27 protein-coding genes are annotated in these 23606 nt (G+C 64.9%); 10 read left to right on the forward strand and 17 right to left on the reverse strand.

Annotation, left to right across the window (positions count from 1 at the left end; all coding sequences use genetic code 11):
* Positions 1-129: 129 nt before the first annotated feature.
* Positions 130-264: a hypothetical protein gene (locus tag ACZY1I_RS26435; protein WP_463759427.1), complete on the forward strand. Its 135-nt coding sequence runs from the start codon at positions 130-132 to the stop codon at positions 262-264.
* Between the two features lie 52 nt (positions 265-316).
* Here the strand turns inward: ACZY1I_RS26435 and ACZY1I_RS26440 are convergent, their stop codons facing one another.
* Positions 317-1165 carry an LLM class F420-dependent oxidoreductase gene (locus tag ACZY1I_RS26440; protein WP_463759429.1) on the reverse strand — a complete coding sequence of 283 codons (849 nt, stop codon included), beginning with the start codon at positions 1163-1165 and terminating at the stop codon, positions 317-319.
* A gap of 26 nt (positions 1166-1191) precedes the next feature.
* On the opposite strand from ACZY1I_RS26440, the gene ACZY1I_RS26445 reads away from it, so the two are divergent.
* The 3 genes from ACZY1I_RS26445 (at position 1192) to ACZY1I_RS26455 (ending at position 3711) form a co-directional block, all read left to right on the forward strand.
* Positions 1192-1653 carry a hypothetical protein gene (locus ACZY1I_RS26445; RefSeq protein WP_463759432.1) on the forward strand — a complete coding sequence of 154 codons (462 nt, stop codon included), beginning with the start codon at positions 1192-1194 and terminating at the stop codon, positions 1651-1653.
* Entirely contained in the window at positions 1653-2657 is a 1005-nt protein-coding gene (locus ACZY1I_RS26450; RefSeq protein WP_463759434.1) for a PHP domain-containing protein, read from the forward strand. Before ACZY1I_RS26445 ends, ACZY1I_RS26450 begins: the two co-directional genes overlap by 1 nt.
* Before the next feature lie 85 nt (positions 2658-2742).
* On the forward strand, positions 2743-3711 hold the full coding sequence (locus tag ACZY1I_RS26455; protein ID WP_463759437.1) for a DUF6998 domain-containing protein: 969 nt from the start codon (positions 2743-2745) through the stop codon (positions 3709-3711).
* Positions 3712-3729: 18 nt separating this feature from the next.
* Here ACZY1I_RS26455 and dinB read toward each other — a convergent pair whose 3' ends face one another.
* The gene (gene dinB / locus ACZY1I_RS26460) at positions 3730-4929 is read right to left on the reverse strand and encodes a DNA polymerase IV (RefSeq protein WP_463759439.1); all 1200 of its coding nucleotides are present in this window, start codon (positions 4927-4929) and stop codon (positions 3730-3732) included.
* Between the two features lie 28 nt (positions 4930-4957).
* The gene (locus ACZY1I_RS26465) at positions 4958-5599 is read right to left on the reverse strand and encodes a TetR/AcrR family transcriptional regulator (RefSeq protein WP_463759441.1); all 642 of its coding nucleotides are present in this window, start codon (positions 5597-5599) and stop codon (positions 4958-4960) included.
* Between the two features lie 67 nt (positions 5600-5666).
* Here ACZY1I_RS26465 and ACZY1I_RS26470 point away from each other — a divergent pair, with 67 nt between their 5' ends.
* Entirely contained in the window at positions 5667-7136 is a 1470-nt protein-coding gene (locus ACZY1I_RS26470; RefSeq protein WP_463759444.1) for a flavin-containing monooxygenase, read from the forward strand.
* Here the strand turns inward: ACZY1I_RS26470 and rraA are convergent.
* From rraA to ACZY1I_RS26510, 8 genes are all read right to left on the reverse strand, one after another.
* Positions 7133-7618: a ribonuclease E activity regulator RraA gene (rraA, locus tag ACZY1I_RS26475; protein WP_463759446.1), complete on the reverse strand. Its 486-nt coding sequence runs from the start codon at positions 7616-7618 to the stop codon at positions 7133-7135. The two genes, ACZY1I_RS26470 and rraA, sit on opposite strands and share 4 nt — an antisense overlap.
* 17 nt (positions 7619-7635) lie before the next feature.
* The gene (locus ACZY1I_RS26480) at positions 7636-8088 is read right to left on the reverse strand and encodes an Rv3852 family protein (protein WP_463759449.1); all 453 of its coding nucleotides are present in this window, start codon (positions 8086-8088) and stop codon (positions 7636-7638) included.
* A 336-nt stretch (positions 8089-8424) separates the two neighbouring features.
* Complete coding sequence (locus ACZY1I_RS26485; protein ID WP_463759451.1) at positions 8425-9081, reverse strand: DUF6474 family protein; 657 nt, start codon at positions 9079-9081, stop codon at positions 8425-8427.
* Positions 9082-9330: 249 nt separating this feature from the next.
* Complete coding sequence (locus ACZY1I_RS26490) at positions 9331-9729, reverse strand: transcriptional regulator (protein ID WP_463759453.1); 399 nt, start codon at positions 9727-9729, stop codon at positions 9331-9333.
* Positions 9730-10211: 482 nt separating this feature from the next.
* Complete coding sequence (locus ACZY1I_RS26495; protein ID WP_463759456.1) at positions 10212-10898, reverse strand: TMEM165/GDT1 family protein; 687 nt, start codon at positions 10896-10898, stop codon at positions 10212-10214.
* Between the two features lie 244 nt (positions 10899-11142).
* Complete coding sequence (locus ACZY1I_RS26500) at positions 11143-11676, reverse strand: peptidase (RefSeq protein ID WP_463759459.1); 534 nt, start codon at positions 11674-11676, stop codon at positions 11143-11145.
* A gap of 222 nt (positions 11677-11898) precedes the next feature.
* Positions 11899-12522: a superoxide dismutase gene (locus ACZY1I_RS26505; protein ID WP_463759462.1), complete on the reverse strand. Its 624-nt coding sequence runs from the start codon at positions 12520-12522 to the stop codon at positions 11899-11901.
* A gap of 421 nt (positions 12523-12943) precedes the next feature.
* Complete coding sequence (locus tag ACZY1I_RS26510) at positions 12944-13096, reverse strand: hypothetical protein (RefSeq protein WP_463759464.1); 153 nt, start codon at positions 13094-13096, stop codon at positions 12944-12946.
* A gap of 556 nt (positions 13097-13652) precedes the next feature.
* Here ACZY1I_RS26510 and ACZY1I_RS26515 point away from each other — a divergent pair.
* Both ACZY1I_RS26515 and ACZY1I_RS26520 read left to right on the forward strand, forming a co-directional pair.
* A complete protein-coding gene (locus tag ACZY1I_RS26515; RefSeq protein WP_463759466.1) occupies positions 13653-14696 on the forward strand; it encodes a DUF4328 domain-containing protein in 1044 nt (347 codons plus the stop codon).
* A gap of 4 nt (positions 14697-14700) precedes the next feature.
* A complete protein-coding gene (locus ACZY1I_RS26520; RefSeq protein WP_463759469.1) occupies positions 14701-15525 on the forward strand; it encodes a glycerophosphodiester phosphodiesterase in 825 nt (274 codons plus the stop codon).
* 24 nt (positions 15526-15549) lie between these two features.
* Here the strand turns inward: ACZY1I_RS26520 and ACZY1I_RS26525 are convergent, their stop codons facing one another.
* The 3 genes from ACZY1I_RS26525 to ACZY1I_RS26535 form a co-directional block, all read right to left on the reverse strand.
* On the reverse strand, positions 15550-16095 hold the full coding sequence (locus ACZY1I_RS26525) for a ferritin (protein WP_463759472.1): 546 nt from the start codon (positions 16093-16095) through the stop codon (positions 15550-15552).
* Positions 16096-16291: 196 nt separating this feature from the next.
* A complete protein-coding gene (locus ACZY1I_RS26530; RefSeq protein ID WP_463759475.1) occupies positions 16292-17530 on the reverse strand; it encodes an LCP family protein in 1239 nt (412 codons plus the stop codon).
* 51 nt (positions 17531-17581) lie between these two features.
* Positions 17582-18367, reverse strand: a complete 786-nt coding sequence (locus tag ACZY1I_RS26535; protein WP_463759477.1) for a DUF2470 domain-containing protein — start codon at positions 18365-18367, stop codon at positions 17582-17584.
* A gap of 94 nt (positions 18368-18461) precedes the next feature.
* Between ACZY1I_RS26535 and pheA the strand changes: the two genes are divergently transcribed.
* Together pheA and ACZY1I_RS26545 are read left to right on the forward strand one after the other, a co-directional pair.
* A complete protein-coding gene (gene pheA / locus ACZY1I_RS26540; protein WP_463759480.1) occupies positions 18462-19412 on the forward strand; it encodes a prephenate dehydratase in 951 nt (316 codons plus the stop codon).
* Complete coding sequence (locus ACZY1I_RS26545; protein WP_463759482.1) at positions 19412-20101, forward strand: histidine phosphatase family protein; 690 nt, start codon at positions 19412-19414, stop codon at positions 20099-20101. The genes pheA and ACZY1I_RS26545 overlap by 1 nt, the downstream gene beginning before the upstream one ends.
* Here the strand turns inward: ACZY1I_RS26545 and ACZY1I_RS26550 are convergent.
* The 3 genes from ACZY1I_RS26550 to ACZY1I_RS26560 all read right to left on the reverse strand — a co-directional run bounded on the left by ACZY1I_RS26550 (position 20078) and on the right by ACZY1I_RS26560 (position 22190).
* Positions 20078-20284, reverse strand: a complete 207-nt coding sequence (locus ACZY1I_RS26550) for a hypothetical protein (RefSeq protein ID WP_463759484.1) — start codon at positions 20282-20284, stop codon at positions 20078-20080. The two genes, ACZY1I_RS26545 and ACZY1I_RS26550, sit on opposite strands and share 24 nt — an antisense overlap.
* A gap of 76 nt (positions 20285-20360) precedes the next feature.
* The gene (locus ACZY1I_RS26555) at positions 20361-20711 is read right to left on the reverse strand and encodes a metallopeptidase family protein (protein WP_463759488.1); all 351 of its coding nucleotides are present in this window, start codon (positions 20709-20711) and stop codon (positions 20361-20363) included.
* 3 nt (positions 20712-20714) lie between these two features.
* The gene (locus tag ACZY1I_RS26560; protein WP_463759491.1) at positions 20715-22190 is read right to left on the reverse strand and encodes a septum formation family protein; all 1476 of its coding nucleotides are present in this window, start codon (positions 22188-22190) and stop codon (positions 20715-20717) included.
* Between the two features lie 134 nt (positions 22191-22324).
* On the opposite strand from ACZY1I_RS26560, the gene serS reads away from it, so the two are divergent.
* A complete protein-coding gene (gene serS, locus ACZY1I_RS26565) occupies positions 22325-23581 on the forward strand; it encodes a serine--tRNA ligase (protein ID WP_463759495.1) in 1257 nt (418 codons plus the stop codon).
* The last annotated feature ends 25 nt before the right edge of the window (positions 23582-23606 follow it).

Raw genomic sequence — 23606 nt, forward strand, 5'->3', positions numbered from 1 at the left:
CGTCGTCGCGGGTTTGCTCGTTACCAGGGTGTCTAATTGCTGACTGTGGGCTTGATCACACCAGGGGCACGTCGGGTAGCCCTCGAGCCTAGGTTGCAGGGACCGATCGCAGGAGTAATGACCGTGCACATGAACCCAGTTCCCCAGTCCAAGATGGCGCGTATCGCCTGGTCATTGCTTCGGCATCCGGTGAAGAGCCGCGAGTTCCCGGCCAGGAGTGAGCGCCTGGTCACCGCAGCCGATCTGATGCGATTCGCCGTCTAGCTACCTGACGCGGGGGAGTGCGGTCCTTGCCGCCGCCCGGTTGGTGGTTTGCTCAGCTCAACAGACCGGACTCGCGGATGGCCTCGGCCAGCGGCTCCAAAACTGCGGGATCGTGCGGTGGCGCCAGGTAGACGATACCGAGATCGAGTCCCTCGGCTCCCAGCGCGGCAGCATTGTCGATCAGTTGCGCATAGTTGAGATCTGCGCCCAGGCCCAGGTGGGCCGACAAGGTGATCTCTTTGGGGTCGCGGCCGATGTCCGCGCAACGCGCCGCCAGGACTTCCCGCTTGCGGGCGAATTCCTCGGGCGTGCCGCCGGCGAAATTCCAGTGCTGCGCGTAGCGCGCCGTGATGGGCAAAGTGCGCTTCTCACCGCTGCCACCGATAGCGATGGGAGGGTGCGGCCGCTGGGGGCCCTTCGGCTCGTTGCGCGCGTCCTTGAGTTGGTAGAACTTGCCGTCGAAACTGGTCGTCTCCTGGCTGAGCAGGCCGATCAGCACCTGGCAGGCTTCCTCGAACCGGTCGAAGCGCTCCTTGACGGTGCCCAGTTCGATTCCGTAGGCACCCGACTCTTCTTCGTTCCAGCCGGCGCCGATGCCCAACTCGAGTCGCCCGTTGGAGATGACGTCCAGGGTGGCGGCCATGTTGGCCAGCACTGCTGGGTGGCGGTAGTGGATACCGGTGACCAAGGTGCCGAGCCGGAGTCGCTTGGTGGCCTGGGCCAGCGCTGTCAGAGTGGTCCAGCCTTCGAGGCAGGGGCCGGTGGAATCGCTGAAGATCGGATAGAAGTGGTCGAACGTCCAGCCCGACTCGAAGACATCGATCTCGTCAGCGGCCTGCCAGACGGACAGCATGTTCGGCCACGTGGTGTTCTGCGGTGAGGTTTTGAACGCGAATCGCATGGCATCGACATTAGGCCGCGATTCTTATGGGTTGCTGTTGTCCCAGTAAACTCGAGGTCGCGATGACCCTAGGAATGGATACCAAACTCACCCTGTTGGCTGCCGGCCTGATCTTCCTGCTGGCGCTCGGCCTCGGGGTGTGGAAATACCGCCAGATCATGGTCACCGAGGACCACCGAGCGCATGTCTACGTCGACATCGCGCACCGCGCGGCGCTGCTCTACGCCTTCGCGACCATGCAGTTCGCGGTGTTCGTGGAGCTCAGCGCCTGGCCCACCTGGGTTAATCTCACTGCGACCGGGGTGGCGGTCTTCTTCTTCGTCGCGGCCATCGTCGGTTACATCTTCCACGGGGCCCGTCGCGACACTGAGAACCAGTTTGAGCATCCGGTGCGGGGTACCGGTTTGTTCATGGCCCTGCTCATCGTTGGCGAAATGGGTGGATTCGCCGTGGTTCTGGCCGGTTTCGTCGTCAAGCAGTTGCTCTGATGGATCCGGTAGCCGCACTGCGAGAGATCGCCTATTACAAGGACCGGAGCCGTCAGGAGTCCCGGCGGGTGATGGCCTATCGCAATGCCGCCGACATCATCGAGCGCCTCGACGAGGCCGCGCTCGAGCGTCACGGCCAGGCCAACAGCTGGCAGTCGATTCCGGGCATCGGGCCCAAGACCGCGAAGGTCATCGCGCAGGCGTGGGCCGGCCGCGAGCCCGACCAGCTGGCCGAATTGCGTGCTGCGGCACAAGATCTCGGTGGGGGAGAGATTCGATCGGCGCTACGCGGAGATCTGCACCTGCATTCCAATTGGTCGGACGGGTCCGCGCCGATCGAGGAGATGATGGCCACTGCCGCATCTCTCGGACACGAATACTGCGCGTTGACCGATCACTCGCCGCGACTGACCATCGCCAACGGTCTGTCACCGGACCGGTTACGCAAGCAACTCGACGTCATCGACGGGCTGCGCGACCAGTTCGCGCCGATGCGCATTCTCACGGGGATCGAGGTCGACATCCTCGATGACGGCAGCCTCGATCAGGAGCCGGAATTGCTGGACCGCCTCGACATCGTAGTGGCCAGCGTGCATTCGAAGCTGGCGATGGACGCCGCGGCGATGACTCGACGGATGGTGCGCGCCGTCTCCGACGGTCAGGCCGATGTGCTCGGTCACTGCACGGGCCGGCTGGTTGCGGGCAACCGGGGGATCAGAGCGGAATCCAAGTTCGACGCGGAGAAGGTCTTCACCGCCTGTCGAGACCACGGCACCGCGGTGGAGATCAACTCCCGTCCGGAGCGTCGCGATCCACCGACTCGCCTGCTCAACCTTGCCCGCGACATCGGCTGCGTATTCAGCATCGACACCGACGCGCATGCGCCCGGCCAACTGGACTTCCTCGGCTATGGTGCGCAACGGGCGCTGGACGCCGAGATTCCAGTCGAGCGGATCGTCAATACCTGGCCGGCCGAGCGGTTGTTGGAGTGGGCTTCTTCCTAGGCCGCAGTTGCCTATCGGCAGCGTTTCGCAGACTGACCTGGTTTGAGGACCGCGGTGCCCATTTGCCCTGCAATACTGCCTGATCATGGGCGACTCGTTCGACGCGTGCGACATGCAACTTGCCGAGATTGCCTCACTCGTGCGACAGCGCAATTCGATCGACGCGCGAATCGGGGACATCCTGGATCGCCCCGCGTCCGTGGGCAATATCGGCGAATGGATTGCCGCCAAGGTCTTCGACATTGAACTCGTTGCCGCTGCGAACAACGCCGCGTTTGACGGTTACTTCACCAACGGACCGCTGACGGGTCGTACGGTGAACATCAAGGCTTACGGGGGCCAGGAAAGCCTGCTCGACGTCACCAGGAACCCGACGCTGGACTACTACCTTGTACTGACGGGACCGAAAGGTACGCCCCTTTCCCTACGAAAAACGTTGCGACCGTTCTGCATCGAGTCGGTGTACCTCTTCGATGCGGTTGCATTGTTGGCCGCGCTGGAGGCGACCGGAGTCAAAATTGGTGTCGCAACCAGTATTCGTGCCGTGCAGTGGAATGCAGCAGAGATCTATCCCCGCGCGGCGAACCCTTCGTTGATCCCAACCGACAGACAGAGAACACGGTTGGCGATGTTTCGTGCCAAGGACGACGCGATCTGCCCGCGAGAGGGGCCCGTCGTCGCCACGGCCGAGCGCGGCGTCGGAGCGTCCGAATGGCTGAGCGTCTATGACAACCGGGAGCAGCCGGGACCTATGGGCGTCGATAGTCACGTCACCGTATTTGCGGCCTTCACCGTTACCGAAGGTTTGATGATCAACGGATCGGACTCCGTTCAATGGCCGCTGCGTGACCTTGACTGGAAGGTCCGCGTCGGCGCGGATCAGACCGAGCAGCTACTCATTGCTCTGGGGGCGCAGTCCGTCCACGACATTCTGAAGATCGTCGCAGAACGGTTCGGGGACAGCACATTCCGGCCAGTCCCATCTGGTCTTGATGACTGGCTCACCAAGCGCGGTGTGAGGTTTTCCCGTTCCGAGGAATGGCACGACAACTGATTTGCCTAGCCATGTTCGTCAGTCCGGCAGTTGCGGCATCTCCAATCCTGGGTCGCGCCCGACGAGCACGGCGCGCGTCAGCGCCGATCTGCCATAACGGCGGTGGATCTCATCGATCGCGGCATCGACCGCGAGCGAGTCGTCATTGAAAGGCAGCATCAGTTGCTGGGCGCCGCTGCGGTCGATGCCGGACACCGCGAAACCGATTAGGGTTAAACCCTTCTGGCCGATGACGGGCTCTGCTGAGGCGATCAGATGCCGGGCTGTCGCGAGAATGGGTTGCGTCGACGAGGTCGCCCACGGCATGGTCTGCGAACGGGTGGCCCGGCTGAAGTCTTCGAACCGCAGCCGCAGCACCACCGTTCGGCCGGTGCGCCCGGCAGCGCGCATCCTGCCGGTGATCCGGTCGATCAGGTTGACCACGACCGCGTCCTTCTCAGCGGGAGACATGTTGGTGCCTGCGCGACCCAACGCCCGCTGCGCGCCTACCGAGCGACGCCGCACTCCGGTGGTCACCCGACGGCGATCGATGTTGCGGGACAACGCAAACAGTTGGCGACCCATGGCCCGACCGACGATCGTGGCCAGCATCGACTCGCCGAGCTCGGCGACCTGTGCGACGGTCGTGATCCCGTGCGCGCTCAATTTGTCGGCGGTGACCGCGCCCACCCCCCAGAGTCGGCGCACCGGCAACGGGTGCAGAAATGCCAGCTCCTGATCGGGCGGTACCAGCAGTAGGCCGTCGGGCTTGGCTTCCTGACTGGCCACCTTGGCGAGGAACTTCGTGCGGGCGATCCCGACCGTGATGGGCAGACCGACCCGTTCGCGCACGTCGACGCGCAGTTGGGCGCCGATCTCGACCGGCGTCCCGCTCACCCGACCCAGCCCGCTGACGTCCAGGAAGGCCTCGTCAACCGAGAGCGGCTCGACGATCGGGGTGCAGTCGCGGAACACCTCGAACACGGCGTCGCTGGCTTTCGAGTAAGCGCTCATCCGCGGCGGAACCACCACCGCACGCGGACACAACCGGCGTGCCTGGGTCCCGCCCATCGCCGTACGCACGCCGTAGGCCTTGGCTTCGTAGCTGGCGGCCAGCACAACTCCGCCGCCGACGATTACCGGGCGGCCCCGTAGTCCCGGGTCGTCCCGTTGTTCGACGGAGGCATAGAACGAATCCAGGTCCGCGTGCAGGATGGACGCATCAAAGCGCACGAACATATGTTCGCATGGCGTACCGACAGGTGTACTACTGCTGCTCGCCGTAGATGCTGCTCAGCCAGATGTGGGTGAGGGTGTCGACGATGCGGTCTTCGGCGACTGAGGGCTGCTCGGCCGCGAGGGTGGTCATGATGGTGCGCTCGTTCATCAGGTTCAGCGACGTGGCGAGATCTGCTGCAGGAATGGTCTCCGGTGCGGCACCACGTGCGCGTTCGGCAATGATGAGGGCCTTGGTGTGGTCGATCCAGCGCTGCATGAAGCCCGACCACATGATGCGGAACTCAGGACTGGTGGCCAGCACCCCGAGGCCGGCTCTTGACACCGCGCGGTGGGAACTGAACGCGGTGAAGAATGCTTTGATGCCGCCGCGCCACATCCGTCGGGGATCCGTGGGCACCCGCTGCACAGCTCCGTCGAACTCGGCGTCGGCGCGAGCGATCAGGGGCTCGAGCAGTGAGAGCAGCACTGCCTCTTTGGACTTGAAATAGAAGTAGAACGTCGGCCGGGAGAGCCCGGCGCCCTTGGCGAGGTCGTCGACAGAGATGTCGGCGAACTGACGGTCCTCGAGTAGCCGTTCGGCGGTGGCGAGAATGGCCTGCTCGCGGTCGTCGCCAGAGGGTCGGTTGGAGCGGCGGCTTCGCGAGGCACGCCCCGTACTGACACTGGTCACCCGCGCCACTCTACCTGGAGTCGACAGCCCGTTGACGTCCTCAACACCATGTAGATAGCGTGGCTACATGACGGAGCACCTTGACGTTGTCATCGTGGGCGCCGGTATCTCGGGGGTGAGTGCCGCCTGGCACCTGCAGGACCGCTGCCCGACCAAGCGCTATGCAGTTTTGGAAAAGCGCGCGAATATGGGCGGCACGTGGGACCTCTTCCGCTATCCCGGCATTCGATCCGACTCCGACATGTACACGCTGGGATTCCGCTTCCGCCCCTGGACCGAGCGCCAGGCGATCGCCGACGGTGGGCCGATTCTGGAATACGTCAAGAGCACCGCGGCCATGTACGGCATCGACAAGCACATCCGTTACAACCAGAAGGTCCTACTTGCCGACTGGTCCAGCGCCGCGGACCGCTGGACCGTTCATCTCGAAACCAACGGCGAGCTGAGCACGCTCACCTGCTCGTTTCTCATGTTGTGCAGCGGCTACTACAACTACGACGAGGGCTTCACCCCCGACTTCACGGGTGCCCAAGACTTCGCCGGTCAGATAATCCACCCGCAACACTGGCCCGCGGATCTCGACTACGAGGGCAAGAACGTCGTCGTGGTCGGCAGTGGCGCTACCGCCGTCACTCTGGTTCCGGCGCTGGCGAATTCGGGCGCGAAGAACGTCACGATGCTGCAGCGCTCGCCCACCTACATCGTGACGCAGCCCGAGCAGGACCCCATCGCCAACAAGCTCAACCGCTGGCTACCTGAGAAGCAGGCCTACACCGCGATTCGGTGGAAGAACGTGCTGCAGCAATCGATCATGTACAACGCCTGCCAGAAGTTCCCGCGCCGCATGCGGAAAATGCTGATGGGCTTCGCGCGGCGGCAACTGCCCGAAGGTTACGACGTGCGAAAGCATTTCGGCCCGCATTACAACCCGTGGGACCAGCGGCTGTGTCTGGTGCCCAACGGCGACTTGTTCCGCGCCATCCGGCACGGGAAGGCCGAGATGGTCACCGACACCATTGAACGGTTCACCGCAACCGGAATCCGATTGAACTCAGGCAGCGAGCTTCCGGCCGACATCATCGTCACCGCAACGGGTTTGAACTTACAGCTGTTCGGCGGTGCGACGGCCTCGATCGACGGGCGGCCGGTCGACCTGACCAAGACGATGGCCTACAAGGGGATGATGCTATCCGGCATCCCCAACATGGCCTACACGGTGGGCTACACCAACGCATCGTGGACCCTGAAGGCGGACCTGGTTTCCGAATTCACCTGCCGTTTGTTGAATCACATGGACGACAACGGTTTTGATACCGTCGTGGTCGACAAGCCGGCAGCCGATGTCGAAGAGCGGCCGTTCATGGAGTTCACTCCCGGCTACGTGTTGCGTTCCCTCGACGAGTTGCCCAAGCAGGGCTCACGCACGCCGTGGCGGCTGAATCAAAACTACCTGCGCGACATTCACCTCATCCGCCGCGGAAAGATTGACGACGAGGGTCTCCGGTTCGCCAAAAAGCCGGTAGCGGTGGGTGTTTAGTCTCCTGCAGCGACGACGACAATGCCGTCGTCGTCGCTGTAGGCCAGATGGCCCGGTACGAACGTCACCCCGCCGAGTGTGACTTCGACGTCGCGCTCGCCGGCGCCGGTCTTGGTGCTTTTGCGGGGATTGGTTCCCAAAGCCTTGATGCCGATCTCGATTCCCCGCAATGCGGCGGCGTCGCGCACTGCACCGTTCACTACCAAGCCTGCCCATCCGTTGGCTCGCGCCAATTCGGCGATCAGATCACCGACCAGCGCGGTATGCAGGGAACCGTCGCCGTCGATCACCAGCACCCCGCCGCTACCCGGCTGTGACAGCACTGATTTGAGGAGCGCGTTGTCCTGAAAGCACCGGACAGTACTGATGGGGCCCACGAATTCGTCGCGGGCTCCGAACTGGCGAAATTGCAGATCGCAGCTGCGTACGTCGGGGCCGATCTCGTCGACTAGGTCGGCCGTCGGGCGGAATGACGTTGTCAACTTCGTTAACTGCCGGTCTAGCGGCGGCGCAACTGCCGGACCAACAGAATGGCCAGCAGACTGAGGGTGAGCGCGACCGCCCAGGGCAACGGAGATTGCAGCGGCGAAGTCTCGGAGACCTCTGCGGGCAGCGGATTCTTCGCGCGCTCGACAGTCGATTTAGCTTGTGCCGCGGCATCTTTGGCGGCGTCCAGTTGTCCATTTGTTTCAGCATGTTGTTGCAGGGCCGCCGGCTCGATGGCCGGCCGCTCGGCGGGCGGTGCTGCTACCGGTTCAGCCTTCTTGGCGGGCACCTTCTTAGCGATTGCCTTCTTCGCGGGTGCCTTCTTGGCCGGCACCTTCTTGGCGGGTGCCTTCTTCGCGGGAGCCTTCGCGGCCTTGGCGGGTGCCTTCTTAGCGGGCTGCTTCTTGGCCGGCGGGTTAGGTTCGGATTCGGGGTTATTGTCGGGTCGATCCTGCGGGTCTGCCATGCGGCCGCTCCTTTGCAACGTTGTCGTCGCTTACCAATGCGCTGAACGTGGGTCCCATCATGCCAGCCCAGCGCGCGCTGCCGTCCGGGCTGTCCGGCCTAGCCTGCAGCTCCTAGGGCCTGCGTCGTATCTGCCAGATTGCGGCTACAGCGACGGCGGCGATCGCGGCGACGGCGAAGGCCCAAGAGGGCGGGCTCGGGTCGGAATCAGGGGGAGCGGGGCTCGCCAGGGTGGTGGCGAACGAAGACTGAGGCTGCGCAGCGGCGACACTCGGCGTGAGGAGAGCGCACCCGAGCATGAAGATGCACAGCAGTGCCAGCCTCGCGCTTGCGTACATCAGGAAAGCCCGAGGCGTGCCAGCAGGTCAGCTTCGATGCCGTCGAGTTGCGCCGAGATGGCCGCGTGGGCGGCACGGCGACGCTGCGTCGGCATGTTTTCCGCGGCCGTGACGGCCACCGACATGTCGGATAGCCGGTCACTGATTGCCGCGACGAACTGCTTGGTTTCGGGATCCCTCGGCTTCTTCTCTTGCACCGCCCGCAGCGACTGCTCGGCCCCGGCAATTCGAGCGGACAACTGTGCCCCATGCCCGGAGAACTGGCCGATCTGAGCCAACGGTATGCCCAGTTGGTCGGCGCGACGCTGATCGATCAGGCCGCGCGCGGCGATGGCAGCCCGGTAGATCAATGGGGTCAGAATCGGAGCCAGCAAACGTGAAACCGTCAACGCCCGACGGATCCGGGTGGGCGACAACAACTTGCCTTCCTGAACCGCCTTAAGCTCGGCCTCGGCGACCTTCAATGCCGATCGGTCGCTGTCCTTCTGCGACCTGACCTGCGCCTTGAGCGCCTTATCCGCAGACTTCTCGGTCGATTTGATGCGTCGCCGCTCGTTCTTGGCCGACAACCTCGCCTCTAGCTTGGCGCGGGCCTTGATCGCGCGGGCTTCGGCGCGACGAGTCGCGCGGCTCTTTCGCTTGCCGAACAGGCCCATTCCCGGCCGCCCTCCCGGTATCTCGTGGACTAACGCGTGTGCGCGAGCGCTGGGCCAACCCTAATCCGCACAGGCTGTGGTCAGCCCGCCAGGTCATTGATCCGGTCGCCGGATATGTGGTTAGGCGGGATCAGAAGCGGGGACGTGACGATCGCAAGCGCGGCCGTGACGATCGCAAGCGCGGCGTGAGTCGGGCGCAGCGGGTCGTCACATTGGGGCCAGCCGAGCGCGGCGGGTCGCGACTTCAGACTAGGCGTCGAGCCCCTCGGCGCGGCGCAACTCGTCGATCCGCTCGATGACCTTCTCCTGGGCAGCCGCTGGCAACCCGTACGCTCGCGCAGCAATCCTGCGGACGCCGTCTTCACGCACCGTGGAGAAGAACTGCAATTCCTTGTCGAGCTTCTCGTAGAACTCGTCGTCGGTGAAGAACGACGCCTTGATCCGGAAGAAGTTGGCGAGGGCCGCCATGGTTGCGGACGACGGGTTCGTGCGGTTGCCCGAGCGTAGCTGCGACAGGTAGGGAGCCGACATCGTGATGCCCTCCGCCTTGAGAGCGGCAATCACCTCGGCGGAGGTGTGCGGGCCCCTGCCCGGAGGGTAGACGGTGTCGAACAATCGGTTCAGGCGGGCAGCGAACGTCGTGCTCATCGATATGACCTCCACCGGGCTTTAAGCGCAAACGGTTACTAATAGTTATTTGCTGACTATGGTAGCGACTGTTTCTGTCGACCACCAAGTGCAAACGCGGGCGTATTCAGTGCGGGCATTGCGGGCGACCGTGTAGGACGCCCCCGACGAGCATCCAAACGAAACGGCTGGGTGTCCACCAATTGGCCGAAGTTCACAGGTTACCCGCAGAATCCGCGGTCAAGCAGAGCGCAGTCGCCAGCCTGGTACGTGGCCGCTGAATCGGCCGCGCAGCCAATGTCGATCCCAAAGAACTGCCTCCCGGCAACCAGTGCACGATCGGGACGCTCAGACCATCTAATTTGCTGCCCAGCGTAACTGAACACACGTCAACGCGATGCGACGGGGTCCGAAACGCGCTGCGATGGCGTTGAGGAGGGAGTTCGGTCCGATTGCGACCGAGATTGACACCCGTCGGATGATACTAGCCGGAAGCGTTCACTCTAGGGGATGTCCGATACCGCGGCGGGCGACTTTCGCCGCCGCCGAAGAGTTTGCGCTACGGCAACCGTTGCCGTCGCAAGCAGGACGGCAGCTGTAACCCAGATGGCCACCCAGCGCCATCCCAGCGCAGTGTCGAACAGCATCCACAACCCGAAGAGCAGAAACAGCAGGCTGGCCAGCAAGTGCAGCAGCTGCTCGGGCAGCCGTTGGTGCAGCAACAGTCCGGCGCCGATCGCCAGACCGTCGGCCAGGAGCATGCCAACGGTGGAGCCGATCCACACACCGACCCAGTTGTGGTCGCTGGCCAACGTCACGGTGGCCAGCGATGTCTTATCGCTGATCTCGGCAAGCACGAACGAGGACACCACGGTCAACAGTGCGAAGCGGGGCTCGTGCGGCGCAGAAACGTCGTCGTCGCTGTCGGAGCCTTCGCGCCATGCCCACACCGCGAAGATCAGAAATGCGATCGCCGCGGCAAAGGCCATCGGGCGGGCCGGCAGCGTCGCTCCGAGGAAGTGGCCGATGGCCACCGAAATCCCGTGCACGCTGAACGATGCGATGGCAACCCCGGTCAGCACCACCCACCAGCGGTAGCGCAACGCGTAGGTCATGGTCAGAAGTTGAGAACGGTCGCCCAATTCGGCAAGGAATACCACGCCGAGGCTCAGGAGGGTGGCTGCGAGCATGGCGGGCGACCTTTCGACGCGCGTGCAATGGCCGTCTATGGGTCATTCGGTCAGAGCACATCGGTCGAAGGTCTCGCCCACCGTCGGTTCGGATCGGTTCGTCGGCCGGGCTTGCGCCAGTATGTCGACACGACGATTTGGGGCTACTCCCCTTCGCTAACGAATTCCAGGCTAGCGGGCGTTTCGACCCCCCGCTAGCTGAGCGCGGAAGTTCGGATACCCGTATTAATTGGTTTGAATTCGCTTATGCGGCAAGCAGCATCGCCAGAATTGCGGTGTCGGGATGGCTGATCGGGTCGACCCCGACACGGCTCACCATCGACGTGATGGTGCCGTCTGCTTCGGCCTCGACCCATGCGGCCCGGTGTTCCAGACCGAGATACGGCAACCCCGGCAGCAGGACGCAACCTGACGCAGCTCCTGTGCACTCCGGAAGCGACGGCGTCGTCTCCGAAGGCGGATGCAACATCAGTAGCGCGGGCGGCTGGTGCTCTGCGAAATACCCTGGCCTGATTGCGCTTTCGCCAACGACGGTGCCTTCGGCGAGGACCAGGCCGACGGTGCCGGGCACGGGTTCGTCGGGCAGTTCCTCGCGAGCGCCGAACACTGTTGTGGTGGAGAGCAGACCGGGTAATGACGCGACCCGAACCGCAACCATCAACAGTTGCGCCCATTCCTTGGTGGAATCGGGCCAACGCCCAGAAATGACAAACCCTTTCAGCGCACCACGAGCGTGAAAGGGGGCGACCCCAATGGGACTATGTGATCCAGCATCCATCTTGCCCTCCGTGACGCCTTCAATCCGAAGTAACCACGCTGGTAGATCGAATAAATGGTAGCTCGAATAATCAAGGATGCGCGGGGTTTTGGCGTACTGCAACTCGACACGGCCACTGCATGAGAGCGTTACAAATTAGCAATGCAATCGCCAAGCGGCATGCCAAAAAGGCGAGGGCGCCGCGCAATTTCGCGCGACGCCCCAACCCTGACATGAAACGAACTACGGGAAGATCAACCCCGAGGTCTTCGAAGTGGCTGCCTCGTAACGGGACTGAACGTCTGCCCAGTTGACGACATTCCAGAAGGCCGTGACGTAGTCGGCCTTGACGTTCTTGTACTGGAGGTAGAAGGCGTGCTCCCACATGTCGACCTGCAACAGCGGGATGATCCCGAGCGGAACATTGGCCTGCTGGTCGTACAACTGGAAGGTCAGTAGCCGGCCGCCCAGGGTGTCGTAGCCCAGAACTGCCCAACCCGAACCCTGCAGACCATTGGCCGCCGCGCTGAACTGGGCGCGGAACTTGTCGAACGAGCCGAACTGGTCGTCGATGGCGGCGGCGAGATCGCCCGTCGGCTTGTCGCCGCCGTTCGGCGACAGGTTTTTCCACCAAATCGAGTGATTGACGTGGCCGCCCAGGTGGAAAGCCAGGTTCTTCTCATTCAAGAAGATTGCGGAGTGGTCCTCCTTGGCGCGCGCCTCCTCGAGCTTTGCAACCGCGTCGTTGAGACCCTTTACATAGGTGGCGTGGTGCTTGCTGTGGTGGATCTCGTTGATCTGACCGGAGATGTGCGGCTCTAGTGCTGCGTAGTCCCAGTCCAAGTCGGGCAGGGTGTATTCAGCCACGGCTTTCCTTCCTTCGATGAGCGGATCGTCTGACGTACCGTTCGCAGGGCCCCGCCGTGCGGCGGCCTCACATATTCAACCCTGCTCTATGACCGCTTATGCCGCAAGGACGACCCCCGCGTAAGTGAGCCCAGCGAGGTATACCCAGTCGTGGCGATCGCAAGCGCGGCGCGTGGCGATCGCAAGGCCGGCGCGTGGCGATCGCAAGGCCGGCGCAGCCGGCCGCCGCGGGTCGCCACCATGGATGCAGCCGGCCGCCGCGGGTCGCCACCATTGAAGTCGTGACGATCGCAAGCCCGGCTTCCCGCTGCCGGGCCGGCGAGCGACCGTATCTACACAGGGACGGTGTTGGCTCGGGATCAGCCGCCGCGCGCAGGGGTTGAGTTCATTGCAGGGCCGGCCGAGCCGACCCCGGGCGAAATCAGGAGAGTGCGATGAGCGCGAGGATCCCCAGCAATGCCAGAGCGATCAAGCCGGCGCGCAGCGCGGCGACGACGTAGGCCTGGTTCCACGCGGGAGATCCCGAGTATGAAGACGACGGCGTCGATCCTGGGCCGAACGAATGTGTGGCCATCCAACGCCTTCCACCTGACAAGTCCATCACGCTGAAAAAGGTTCAAGTGAGTTGAATCACAGAACCATCTCGTGTACGCGAGCATAGCGCTAAGTCGACGACTTGGAAAACCGGCGGACGGCGCGCCAGGCCCCCGCGATCGCAGGACACTGAGCTGCGGATACGTACCTTTGGGCCGATCTCGGTCGCTAGTCGGATACGGCCGGTTTGGTCTCACACGAGGACGGGTAGACCCTCTGGTTAGAAGTGCTATCCATTCGCTCGAACTATTGTCAAACTGACAATTCCCGTGGTCCGTTACCGCGATGTTATCCACAGTTGCGCCTCAACCGGGCCGATAGAGGCTGTGTCCAATGCCTAGTGAGGTTGTGGATAAACCTGTGGAAATTGTGGATAGCTTTTAGTTGCTGTGGCTTAGGTCACGTGTGTCGCTGCGCACTCGGGCGCCAGCAAAAATGGACAACATCGAAGCGCCAAAATCACGCTTCGGCGCCAAGCTGCCGCTGACTCGCGCCACTCTCGGCGCCGCGCGCCGCGGCGCGGTTAGGCTAGTCCGGTGATCCAGGTGTGCTCCCAGTGCGGCACTCGATGGAACGTGCGCGAAAAGCAGCGCACGTGGTGCCCCCGCTGTCGAGGCGCGCTGATGGCACCGCTGGTGGATACACCGCCGGCCGATCCCCGATGGGCCACCCAGGCCGGACCGCAAGCCGCGTCGCCGAGGCGTCCGGCGCCACGGCTGCCACCGGGATTCCGCTGGATTGCGGTGCGACCTGGCGCCGCACCGCCAATGCGCGGCGGCCGACGTCCACTCGGGCCGACGCCCCGCTACGCTGTGATACCACGCTGGGGTCTGGCAGATCGGTCACCCCAGTCGCTGCCCAGTTCGACGGAAGCCGAGGCGGTCAAGACCGGACCGAGCCCTCATGCCGTACGCATTCTGCTGTTCGTCGCCCAGTTGGTGCTCGCTGGTGCGGCGCTTGTGTACGCGGCGCGGTACGTGTTGTTGATCATCAACCGCGGCATGCTGTTGCACTCCCTGCTGGCCGGCGCTGCGAACTATTTGGGGATCGCCGCGAGTGTGGCCGTTCTGGGGACGACGCTGGCCTGCTACGTGGTGCTGATCATGTGGTTGATCGGCCGGCGAAGCGCAGCGTTCAAGCATCACGGGCTGCCGGAGCATCGCACGACCCGTCGGTTGTGGGCCGGCTGCCTGCTGCCGTTCGCCAATCTGGTGATGGCGCCCGTGTACGTCATCGAACTCGCACTCGTCGAGGACCACTATGCGCGGCTGCGGAAGCCGATCACCTTCTGGTGGCTTGCCTGGGTCGCCAGCTACGCGGTTTCGTTGTTCGCGATCCTGACCTGCCTCGCCAGCGACGCCCAGGGCATCGCCAACAACAACGTCACGGTGGTCGTCGCGTACCTGGTTGCGGCAGTCACTGTGGCCGCTGTCGGGCGGGTCTTTGAAGGCTTCGAACGGAAACCGGTCGAACGCCCCGCCCATCGCTGGCTATTCGTAGAACGCGACTCGTCCGACCGGCCAGCGCCGCCCGTATCTTCCGCAGCGGTTGAGCTGGAGGGACAGGAACCGGCAGCATAGTGCTATGACGCGGGCGGATGAGCTCCTCGCCGGACACCCCTTCGTGGTGGCGCATCGTGGTGCGTCGTCTGCCCGCCCGGAGCACACGCTTGCCGCCTACGATCTGGCGCTCAGAGAGGGCGCCGACGGCGTCGAGTGTGACGTCCGGCTGACCCGCGATGGCCATCTGGTTTGCGTGCATGACCGCCGCCTGGACCGCACCTCGTCCGGGGCGGGGCCGGTCAGCACTTCGACACTGGCCGAGATGCATGAGTTGGAGTACGGCTCCTGGCACGACAGCTGGCGTCCAGACGGAACCCACGGCGACACCAGCCTGTTGACGCTGGACGCGCTCATCGAGCTGGTTCTGGATTGGAACCGGCCGGTGAAGATCTTCGTCGAAACGAAGCACCCGGTGCGCTACGGCTCGTTGGTGGAAACCAAGTTGCTGGCACTGCTGCATCGTTACGGCATTGCCTCGCCGGCCTCGGCGGACCGTTCCCGCGCCGTGGTGATGTCGTTTTCGGCAGCCGCGGTATGGCGAATCCGGCGCGCCGCGCCCATGCTGCCCACTGTGTTGCTCGGCAAGACCGGGCGCTATCTGACCAGCAGCGCGGCCACCGCTGTCGGAGCGACCGCGGTGGGTCCGTCGGTGGCTGCGCTGCGGGACTACCCGCAATTGGTAGATCGCTCCGCAGCGCAGGGCCGGTCGGTGTACTGCTGGACCGTCGATGCCTACGACGACATCGATTTCTGCCGTGAGGTCGGGGTGGCCTGGATCGCCACAAACCACCCCGGCCGCACGAAGGCACGGTTGGAGAGCAGAAAGGCGGACGAGAAGAGCGGCTGAGCCGCTCGCTGCCGTTCGGTGTGCTTAGAGGTGTCCGCCCGCAGCGTGCGGCGCGCCCGGACCATCCGGAGCCCTCTGCACGTCGCGGGCGACAAAGGTCTCCAATTCGAACATGTTGGAGCCGGCCCGATCGGCGACTCGCACCAGGGTGGACATCAGCGCCACTTCCTCAACCTGCTCCTTGAGGAACCACTGGATGAACTGCTCGCCCAGGTAGTCGTTCTCGTCGCGGGCTACCGCGGCCAGCCTGCTGACCTGATCGGTCACTGCGCGTTCCTGATCCAGCGCGAGCGCAAGCGCCTCGCGCGGCCGGTCGAACTGATTGCGCACGCCGTCCACACCGGGGATTTCCACCCGCAGATCGCGGTCGAGCAGATGCTGCACCAGCATCATCGCGTGATTCCGTTCCTCGACCGCCTGCGCGTAAAAGTGCTTCGCCAACCGTGGCAGGTCCTCACTAGCAAAATAAACTGCAATGGCAATGTATTGCTGTGCGGCCGTGAATTCATTGAAAATTTGTTCCTGCATTAGTGCATGGAATTTCGTCTTAGGGCCGTCGTAATCCGTCATGAATCGAAGGTTATCCCAGCTAGAAGCGCATCTGCAACGAAGGTGTGACTTACTCAGGAAAGGTTTTCCTAAGTGTGAAAGCGAGATAATGTCATTCTCGCGCAGGCCAGGTTTACCTAAGTAAGGCAAGGCTGTATTGAAATTCGGCAAACCATCAAAGGCCATTCCATATGGCGAATGTCACACTCGGTGACGCTCAGGGTTGTGCGTCGAGCGCGGCGGCCGGAACCGCCTCATCTGCGGCCAGCGCTTCGAACAACTCGCGGGCGGCGTCGTGATTCCACACGACCACCGAACCAACACCGTTGTCGGTGAAGTCACCGATGGGAACCGTCATGGGAACGGTCCGCCCGTGCAGTGCCCAGCCGAGGCGGGCCAGGTCCCAGGTGTGGTCGCCGCGGTCAACGGTCAGGGCGCTTGCGGTAGCCCGTGGCACGCTGAACCAACGCCACGGATTCAGCCAGACGGCGGGGCTCTCGGCGCGATGCAGCAGCGCCGACATGAACTGACGCTGGTTGATCATCCGGTCCAGGTCGGCGCGCGGTGTGGCCCGAGTCCTGACGTACCCGAGGGCGCTGCGGCCGTCCAGCTTCTGGCAGCCGGCATGTAGATCGAGACCCGCCAACGGGTCGCGAATCGACTCGGTGGGACAGACCGTCACCCCGCCGAGCGCGTCGACCAGTGCGGCAAATCCGCCGAACCCAACCTCCGCGTAGTGGTCGAGACGCAACCCGGTGGCTTGCTCCACTGTCTGCGCCAGCAGTGGCGCGCCGCCCAGCGCGAACGCGGCGTTGATCTTGTCCTTGCCGTGTCCGGGAATTGGCACATACGAGTCACGCGGTATGGAGACCATCGTTGTCGCAGTGCTGGACCCCAGCCCCGCCACATGCACCAACATGATCGTGTCGGTACGACCGGTGCCGACGTCGCCACCGGTGGCCAGATCCTGTTGCTGCTCGGCGGACAGATCTCCACGGCTGTCCGAACCGACAAGCAGCCAATTGGTGCCGCGTCCGGGCGCTGGCCGGTCAGGGTAGTCGGCCAGCACCGTTGCGCGGTGCACGGCGCCGTCGAACCAGAGCATGCCGGCCAGGACGCCGGCGGTGGCCAGAAGGAGCAGGACCACGGCACCTAGCGCCGCGGTCCGCAGCCAGCGCCGCTTGCCGCGCTTGCGACGCGTTTTCGGGGCGACCGGTCGTGGTGGCGCGGCGGTGCGTGCAGGCGGTGGCCCGGCGGCTGGCGGCGCCACTCCGGAGGGTGGGACGGAGCGGGCTGAAACAGAGGGGGAGGGTCGTGGCGGCGGGACCGGACGGGCCGGCGGCGCTGGCGGCCGGGTTTCACGGCGAATGACCTGCGACGGTTCCCGATGCGGGGGTGGTGGGATCGGACGCGATCTTCGGGGATCTGGCCGCTCCGGTGATCGATCGCCGTTCACCTGGATAACTTACGTGGTGGAAGCCCCTCCGGGCAGTCACCGACAGGTGGGTCAGGGGCGGGCGCGCAGCCCATTGACGAACGGGCAGCCCATCAGGACGCGGATGGCTTGGCTGAGGCCGTTCATGTCGTCGACCGGCTTGTGAAAAGCCAGCCGGATGTCGCGGTCGCCGTCGCTTCCCTCGACGCGGAACCGCACGCCGTACCGATCAAGGCCGAGGGGACGAACGTGCCCGCGGCGCATCGGTGCCGGCAGCCGGGACACCAGGCGTGCGACCACATCGTTGTGAGCTGTCGCGAGGTGCCACAGCAGCGTCGACTCGATCTCGCAGAACGGGTCGGGCCGGGCCGACAGTAGATCGCCCACGCTGACGGGTTCAGCCCCGGTGGCGTCGGTCACCACCACCGAGTCGATCTCGAGGCGCAGCAAGGTGTACCGGGTGTCCTCCTCGTCGACCGGACTCGATTTTGGCGTATCGATCTGCAAGAGAACCGGATTGGGATTCTCGGTTGCGATCAGATCCAGCAGTTTGGTGACCGCTCCGGGAGGAATCTGGTGCAGTCGACCACGGACCCACACCAGCGAGCGGACGGGTTCACGCACCGGAAGCGGCGCGTAGTCGGTCAGCTCGAGGAGCGCTTGTGATCCGCAGACCGCGCTCGACGTGTCCGCGGTACTCGGAACCGCGACGGCGAAGGTGCCGTCGTAGAGCAGGTGGTGGACCGGGGTGGCTACCGGATCCGCACCATCGACCGCGAGCAGGGCGCCACCGGCCCGAACACAGGCGCTGCGAATGCGTTCAGCAGTCGTCGGCGTGGGTTGTGTGACCGGTAGCACAGTTACCTCCAGCTTTTTAGGTAAGCCTAAGATAACTAATTCGGTAGGAGGTCGCAAGGGCCGGTTCCCACCGGGACGCCGTTAGGGTTGTTACGTGACCCGTATCGCTTACCTCGGTCCGGAGGGGACGTTCACCGAGGCGGCGCTGCTTCAGATAACGGCCGCCGGGCTGGTTCCCCGCGCCGAGCCTGAAGCGGTCGAGCGCGTACGGGTCGCGAGCACGCCCGCCGCGCTGGACGCGGTCCGAGATGGCGCAGCGGAATACGCGTGCGCGCCGATCGAGAACTCGATCGATGGATCGCTGGCGCCGACATTGGACAGCCTGGCCCTCGGTTCGCCGTTGCAGGTGTTCGCCGAGACGACGCTGGACGTGGCATTCAGCATCGCCGTTGCGCCCGGCCGCAGCGCCGCCGACGTCCGCACCGTGGCCGCCTTTCCGGTCGCCGCTGCGCAGGTGCGGCAGTGGCTAGCGGCCAATCTGCCCGCCGCCGAGCTGTGCCCCGCCTACTCCAACGCCGATGCCGCGCGCCAGGTGGCCGAGGGTCAGGTCGACGCCGGCGTGACCTCGCCGTTGGCCGCCGCGCACTGGGGTGTGGCGACGCTGGCCGAGGGAGTGGTCGACGAGTCCAACGCGCGGACCCGGTTCGTCTTGATCGGGCCGCCGGGGCCGCCTCCGGCGCGAACCGGGGCCGATCGCACCTCGGCGGTTTTGCGGATCGAGAATGCGCCCGGCGCTCTGCTGCAGGCGTTGACCGAGTTCGGCATGCGCGGGATCGACCTGACCCGTATCGAGTCCCGGCCCACCCGCACCGGCCTGGGCACGTACATGTTCTTCGTGGATTGTGTGGGGCACATCGACGACGACGCCGTCGCCGAGGCACTCAAGGCGCTGCACCGCCGCTGCGCAGATGTGCGCTACCTCGGTTCCTGGCCCACGGGTCAGGCCGCGGGGGTGTCGCCTCCCGCTGCGGACGAGGCATCAAGGTGGTTGGCGCGACTGCGGGCCGGCCAGTCGGATTCGGGACCACTGGGGGATTTGAAGTAATGAGCGGGCGGTTAATTCTGCTGAGGCACGGCCAGTCGTTCGGCAACGTCGAACGCCGGTTGGACACCCGGCCGCCGGGTGCGGAGCTGACGGAGCTGGGGCGTGACCAGGCTCGGGCGTTCGCGCTGGGCGGGACCGAACGTCCGGCGATCCTCGCGCATTCGGTTGCCGTTCGCGCGCTGCAGACGGCAGAGGTAATCGGCACGGAGCTGAAGGTCGCGCCCATCGAGCTCAGTGGAATCCACGAGGTGCAGGTCGGCGACCTGGAGAACCGCAACGATGACGAAGCCATCGCCGAATTCAACGCCGTCTACAAGCGATGGCATCTCGGTGAGCTCGACCTGCCGCTGCCCGGCGGCGAGACCGCAACCGAGGTGCTGGACCGCTACCTGCCGGTGCTCACCGATCTTCGGATGCGCTACCTGGACGACGACGGGTGGGATGGCGACATTGCGGTGGTCAGCCACGGCGCCGCAATCCGATTGGCCGCTGCGGTACTTGCGGGTGTGGACGGCAGTTTCGTGCTGGACAACCCGCTGGACAATGCCGACTCCGTGGTCTTGACGCCCATCACGGATGGGCGGTGGAGCTGCGTTCGGTGGGGGACGCTGATGCCGCCGTTTTACCCGGAATCGGCCGCGACGCCGGTTGAGGACGCCGTCACATCAAGCTCCGACCCGATGGGCTGACCGGATCCCGATTTCCACGCAGTCGCAGCCGACCGCATCGCAGTCCACGACGAAAGCGTGGCTGAACAGCTCGGGAGCGACGCAATCCGGCTCGGTGCATTCCGACCGGCCCAGCGAGTGACGAATGAAGGTGCCGTGGCAGTGATCTAAGCCTGCCCGGCAGTCGCGGCAGCCTGTGCTCATATCCCGTTCATAGCACTAGCCGCGGACAAACCGGGGATGCACGCCGCGCGGTAGCCTGCAGATCGGCTCTCTGCGATCAGCCCCAGCCCAATTCGTGGAGCCTGTCGTCGTCAATGCCGAAGTGGTGCGCGATCTCGTGGATCACGGTGATGGCGACCTGTTCGACCACCTCATCGTCGGATCGGCACACGTCCAGCAGTGCGTCGCGATAGATCGTGATGGCGTCCGGCAGTGCCCCCGCGTAGTCGGAGTCGCGCTCGGTCAGCGCGACCCCCTCGTACAGGCCGAGCAGATCGCCCTCGTCGGGATGTCGGTCGGTGACCAACACCACGACGTTGTCCATCGCAGCCGTCAGTTCGGCGGGTATCAGGTCGAGCGCGTCGGAAACCAGCTCGTCGAACCGCTGTGGATGCATCCACACGGCCACGGATCAGTTCGCCGGTGGGGCCTCGGCAGGCGGTGCCCCGCCCCCGCCGTCAGCCGGCGGTGGTTCCGCGGGCGGCTGTTGCGCCGGCGGGGCCTGGGTCGCTGGGGATGAGGGTGCGCGGGTAGGCGTCACCACCGGCTGCTGATTGGGCAGGTGCTGGTTGCCGGGCGGAGCGGTCGGGGTCTGCTGCTGTTGGGTGGGAGCCGACGGCTGCTGGGTTGGCACCTGGACGGGGATCGAGGGCAGCGTGAGCCGCTCTTCGGGGATGTCGGGCGGCGGCACCGGCGATTGCCCGTTGATCAACAGCGGTCCCTTGGCGCTGTTCAACAGCGTGGCCCAGCCCCCGTTGCCCAGTGTCGCGCCGATGCTGCAGGCGACCTCACGGTTGCCGGCGGCCCAACTGGGCAGCGACACCGTGGGGTAGATCAGGGTCAAGGTGGTGGTGCGCAGCTTGATGGGTGCGAGGTAGGCGTCGGTCAGCCGCGTGCACGAATCCTTGATGAAGCCGTCCTGCTCGGCCTCGGGCGGCACCGCGGCGGGGAACTTCTCCGCCAGGTTGACCGTCCCGGTGACTTCCATCGCGTGCGGGGCCCCACACTCGACCGGAACGTCGACCGGCTGGTTCGTGGTCGAGTCGATACCCAGGCAGGTGCCGGCCGGCCAGACCTTGGACTGGTCGATGTCGGCGACCTTGCCCTTGAACGCGACCTGCTCGTTGTTCGGACCGGGCAATTGCAGACCGCACAACATCCGGCGTTCGCCGCCTTGCCGCCATGCCCGGTCACCCGACCACAGCATGCTGACGGTGAACTTGCTGTTGGGATCGAACTTGGCGCCCAGGTAGCGACGGACAGCGGGCTCGCATTGTTCCGAGTTGATCTGCTGAATGCGGGCTGGTGATGGTGGTGCGGCGGTGGGCCCGTATTCCGAGCCGGGGAAGGTCCGCATGTCGATGGACTCGGCGACCTCGAACCGGTGGTCAGCGGCGCAGTTGACGATGGTGGCGGACTCGGGCGTGCCGTTCGGCCAGGTGAGGCATTCGCCGCTGTTGGCGCGGTTGAAGGCAGCGTTGGACTTGGAACCGGTACTGGGTATTGGGTCGCTGTTCATGAAACCGGCGAGCCGGCCGGGCCCGGTGCCTATCGCGGGAAGGGCGGTCACCAGGCCGGCGATCAGCAAGCCGCCCAACGCGGTGAGGAGCAGACCGCGCCGGGTGGCCGACGCCTGCAGAGCGTGTGGCCAGCGAACCCCGCCGGACGGCGTCGCCGCGGGTACGTCAGCAGCTGCGGTCTCGTCGGCGACGACGGTCGAGTCTTCTGGCACGTGGGTTGCAGCGGGCGCTTCATCGGCTGGATCGATGACGTCTGTCGTGTGGGGTGCGTCGTGCGTCGCGGCGGCAGCCGTCGGCTCATCCACCTCGCCACCGGCGGCGTGGTCTGGCTCCGATTCTTTTTGGGACGCGTCCAACATCCGCTCCATTCTGACAGGGCTTACCCAGGAGCGTTACTAATGTTGCAGATGTGATACCCCGGGTGGGCTGCGAGCCGCCCCAGAGTCGTCCAACGACCTAGCTGACGCGATCCGACTGCCCCGCCAAAAGTAGTCTTGCGGCCGTGATCGACCTCAAGCAGCTCCGGGAAGACCCCGACGTGGTCCGACGTTCCCAACTCAGCCGTGGTGAAGACCCGGCCCTGGTGGACGCCCTATTGACCGCAGACACCGCGCGCCGGGCGGCGATCTCGTCCGCCGACTCGTTGCGCGCCGAGCAGAAGGCCGCCAGCAAGAGCGTGGGCAAGGCGTCGCCAGATGAGCGTCCCGCCCTGTTGCAGCGCGCGAAAGATCTTGCCGAACAGGTGAAGGCCGCCGAGACGGATCAAGTTGCCGCCGAGACCGCGTTCACGGCGGCGCATATGGCGATCTCCAATGTCGTCATCGAGGGCGTTCCCGCCGGCGGCGAGTCCGACTTCGCGGTCCTCGACGTGGTGGGCGAGCCCCCGCGGCTGGACAACCCGAAGGATCACCTGGAACTCGGCGAGGCGCTGGGCCTGATCGACATGGCGCGCGGCGCCAAGGTGTCCGGGTCCAGGTTCTACTTCTTGACCGGCCGCGGCGCACTGTTGCAGCTGGGCCTGCTGCAACTGGCACTGCGCGTGGCGGTGGAGAACGGCTTCATCCCGATGATCCCGCCGGTGCTGGTGCGTCCGGAGGTGATGTCGGGCACCGGATTCCTGGGTGCTCACGCCGACGAGATCTACCGCTTGGAGGCCGATGACCTGTACCTGGTCGGAACCTCTGAGGTGCCGTTGGCCGGCTACCACTCCGACGAGATCCTGGACTTGTCCAACGGGCCCCTGCGCTACGCGGGCTGGTCGTCGTGTTTCCGGCGGGAGGCCGGCAGTTATGGCAAGGACACCCGCGGCATCATCCGAGTGCACCAGTTCGACAAGGTCGAAGGCTTCGTCTACACCGTGCCGGACCAGGCCGAGGCCGAGCATCAGCGGTTGCTGGGTTGGCAGCGAGAGATGCTGGCGCACATCGAGGTGCCCTATCGCGTGATCGACGTGGCCGCGGGTGACCTCGGCTCGTCGGCTGCTCGCAAGTTTGACTGCGAGGCGTGGGTGCCGACGCAGGCGACCTACCGGGAGCTGACCTCGACCTCGAACTGCACCACGTTCCAGGCGCGCCGGCTGGCAACCCGCTATCGAGACGCCAACGGCAAGCCACAGACGGCCGCGACCCTCAACGGCACGCTGGGCACGACGCGCTGGTTGGTCTCGATCCTGGAGAACCATCAGCAGCCGGACGGCAGCGTGCGGGTGCCGGCCGCGCTGGTTCCATTCGTCGGAACTGAAGTTCTGGAGCCGGCCTGAATCCGTTTCGGGGCGCTCGCGAGCA

This window comes from Mycobacterium sp. IDUB_37, from assembly GCF_055419245.1.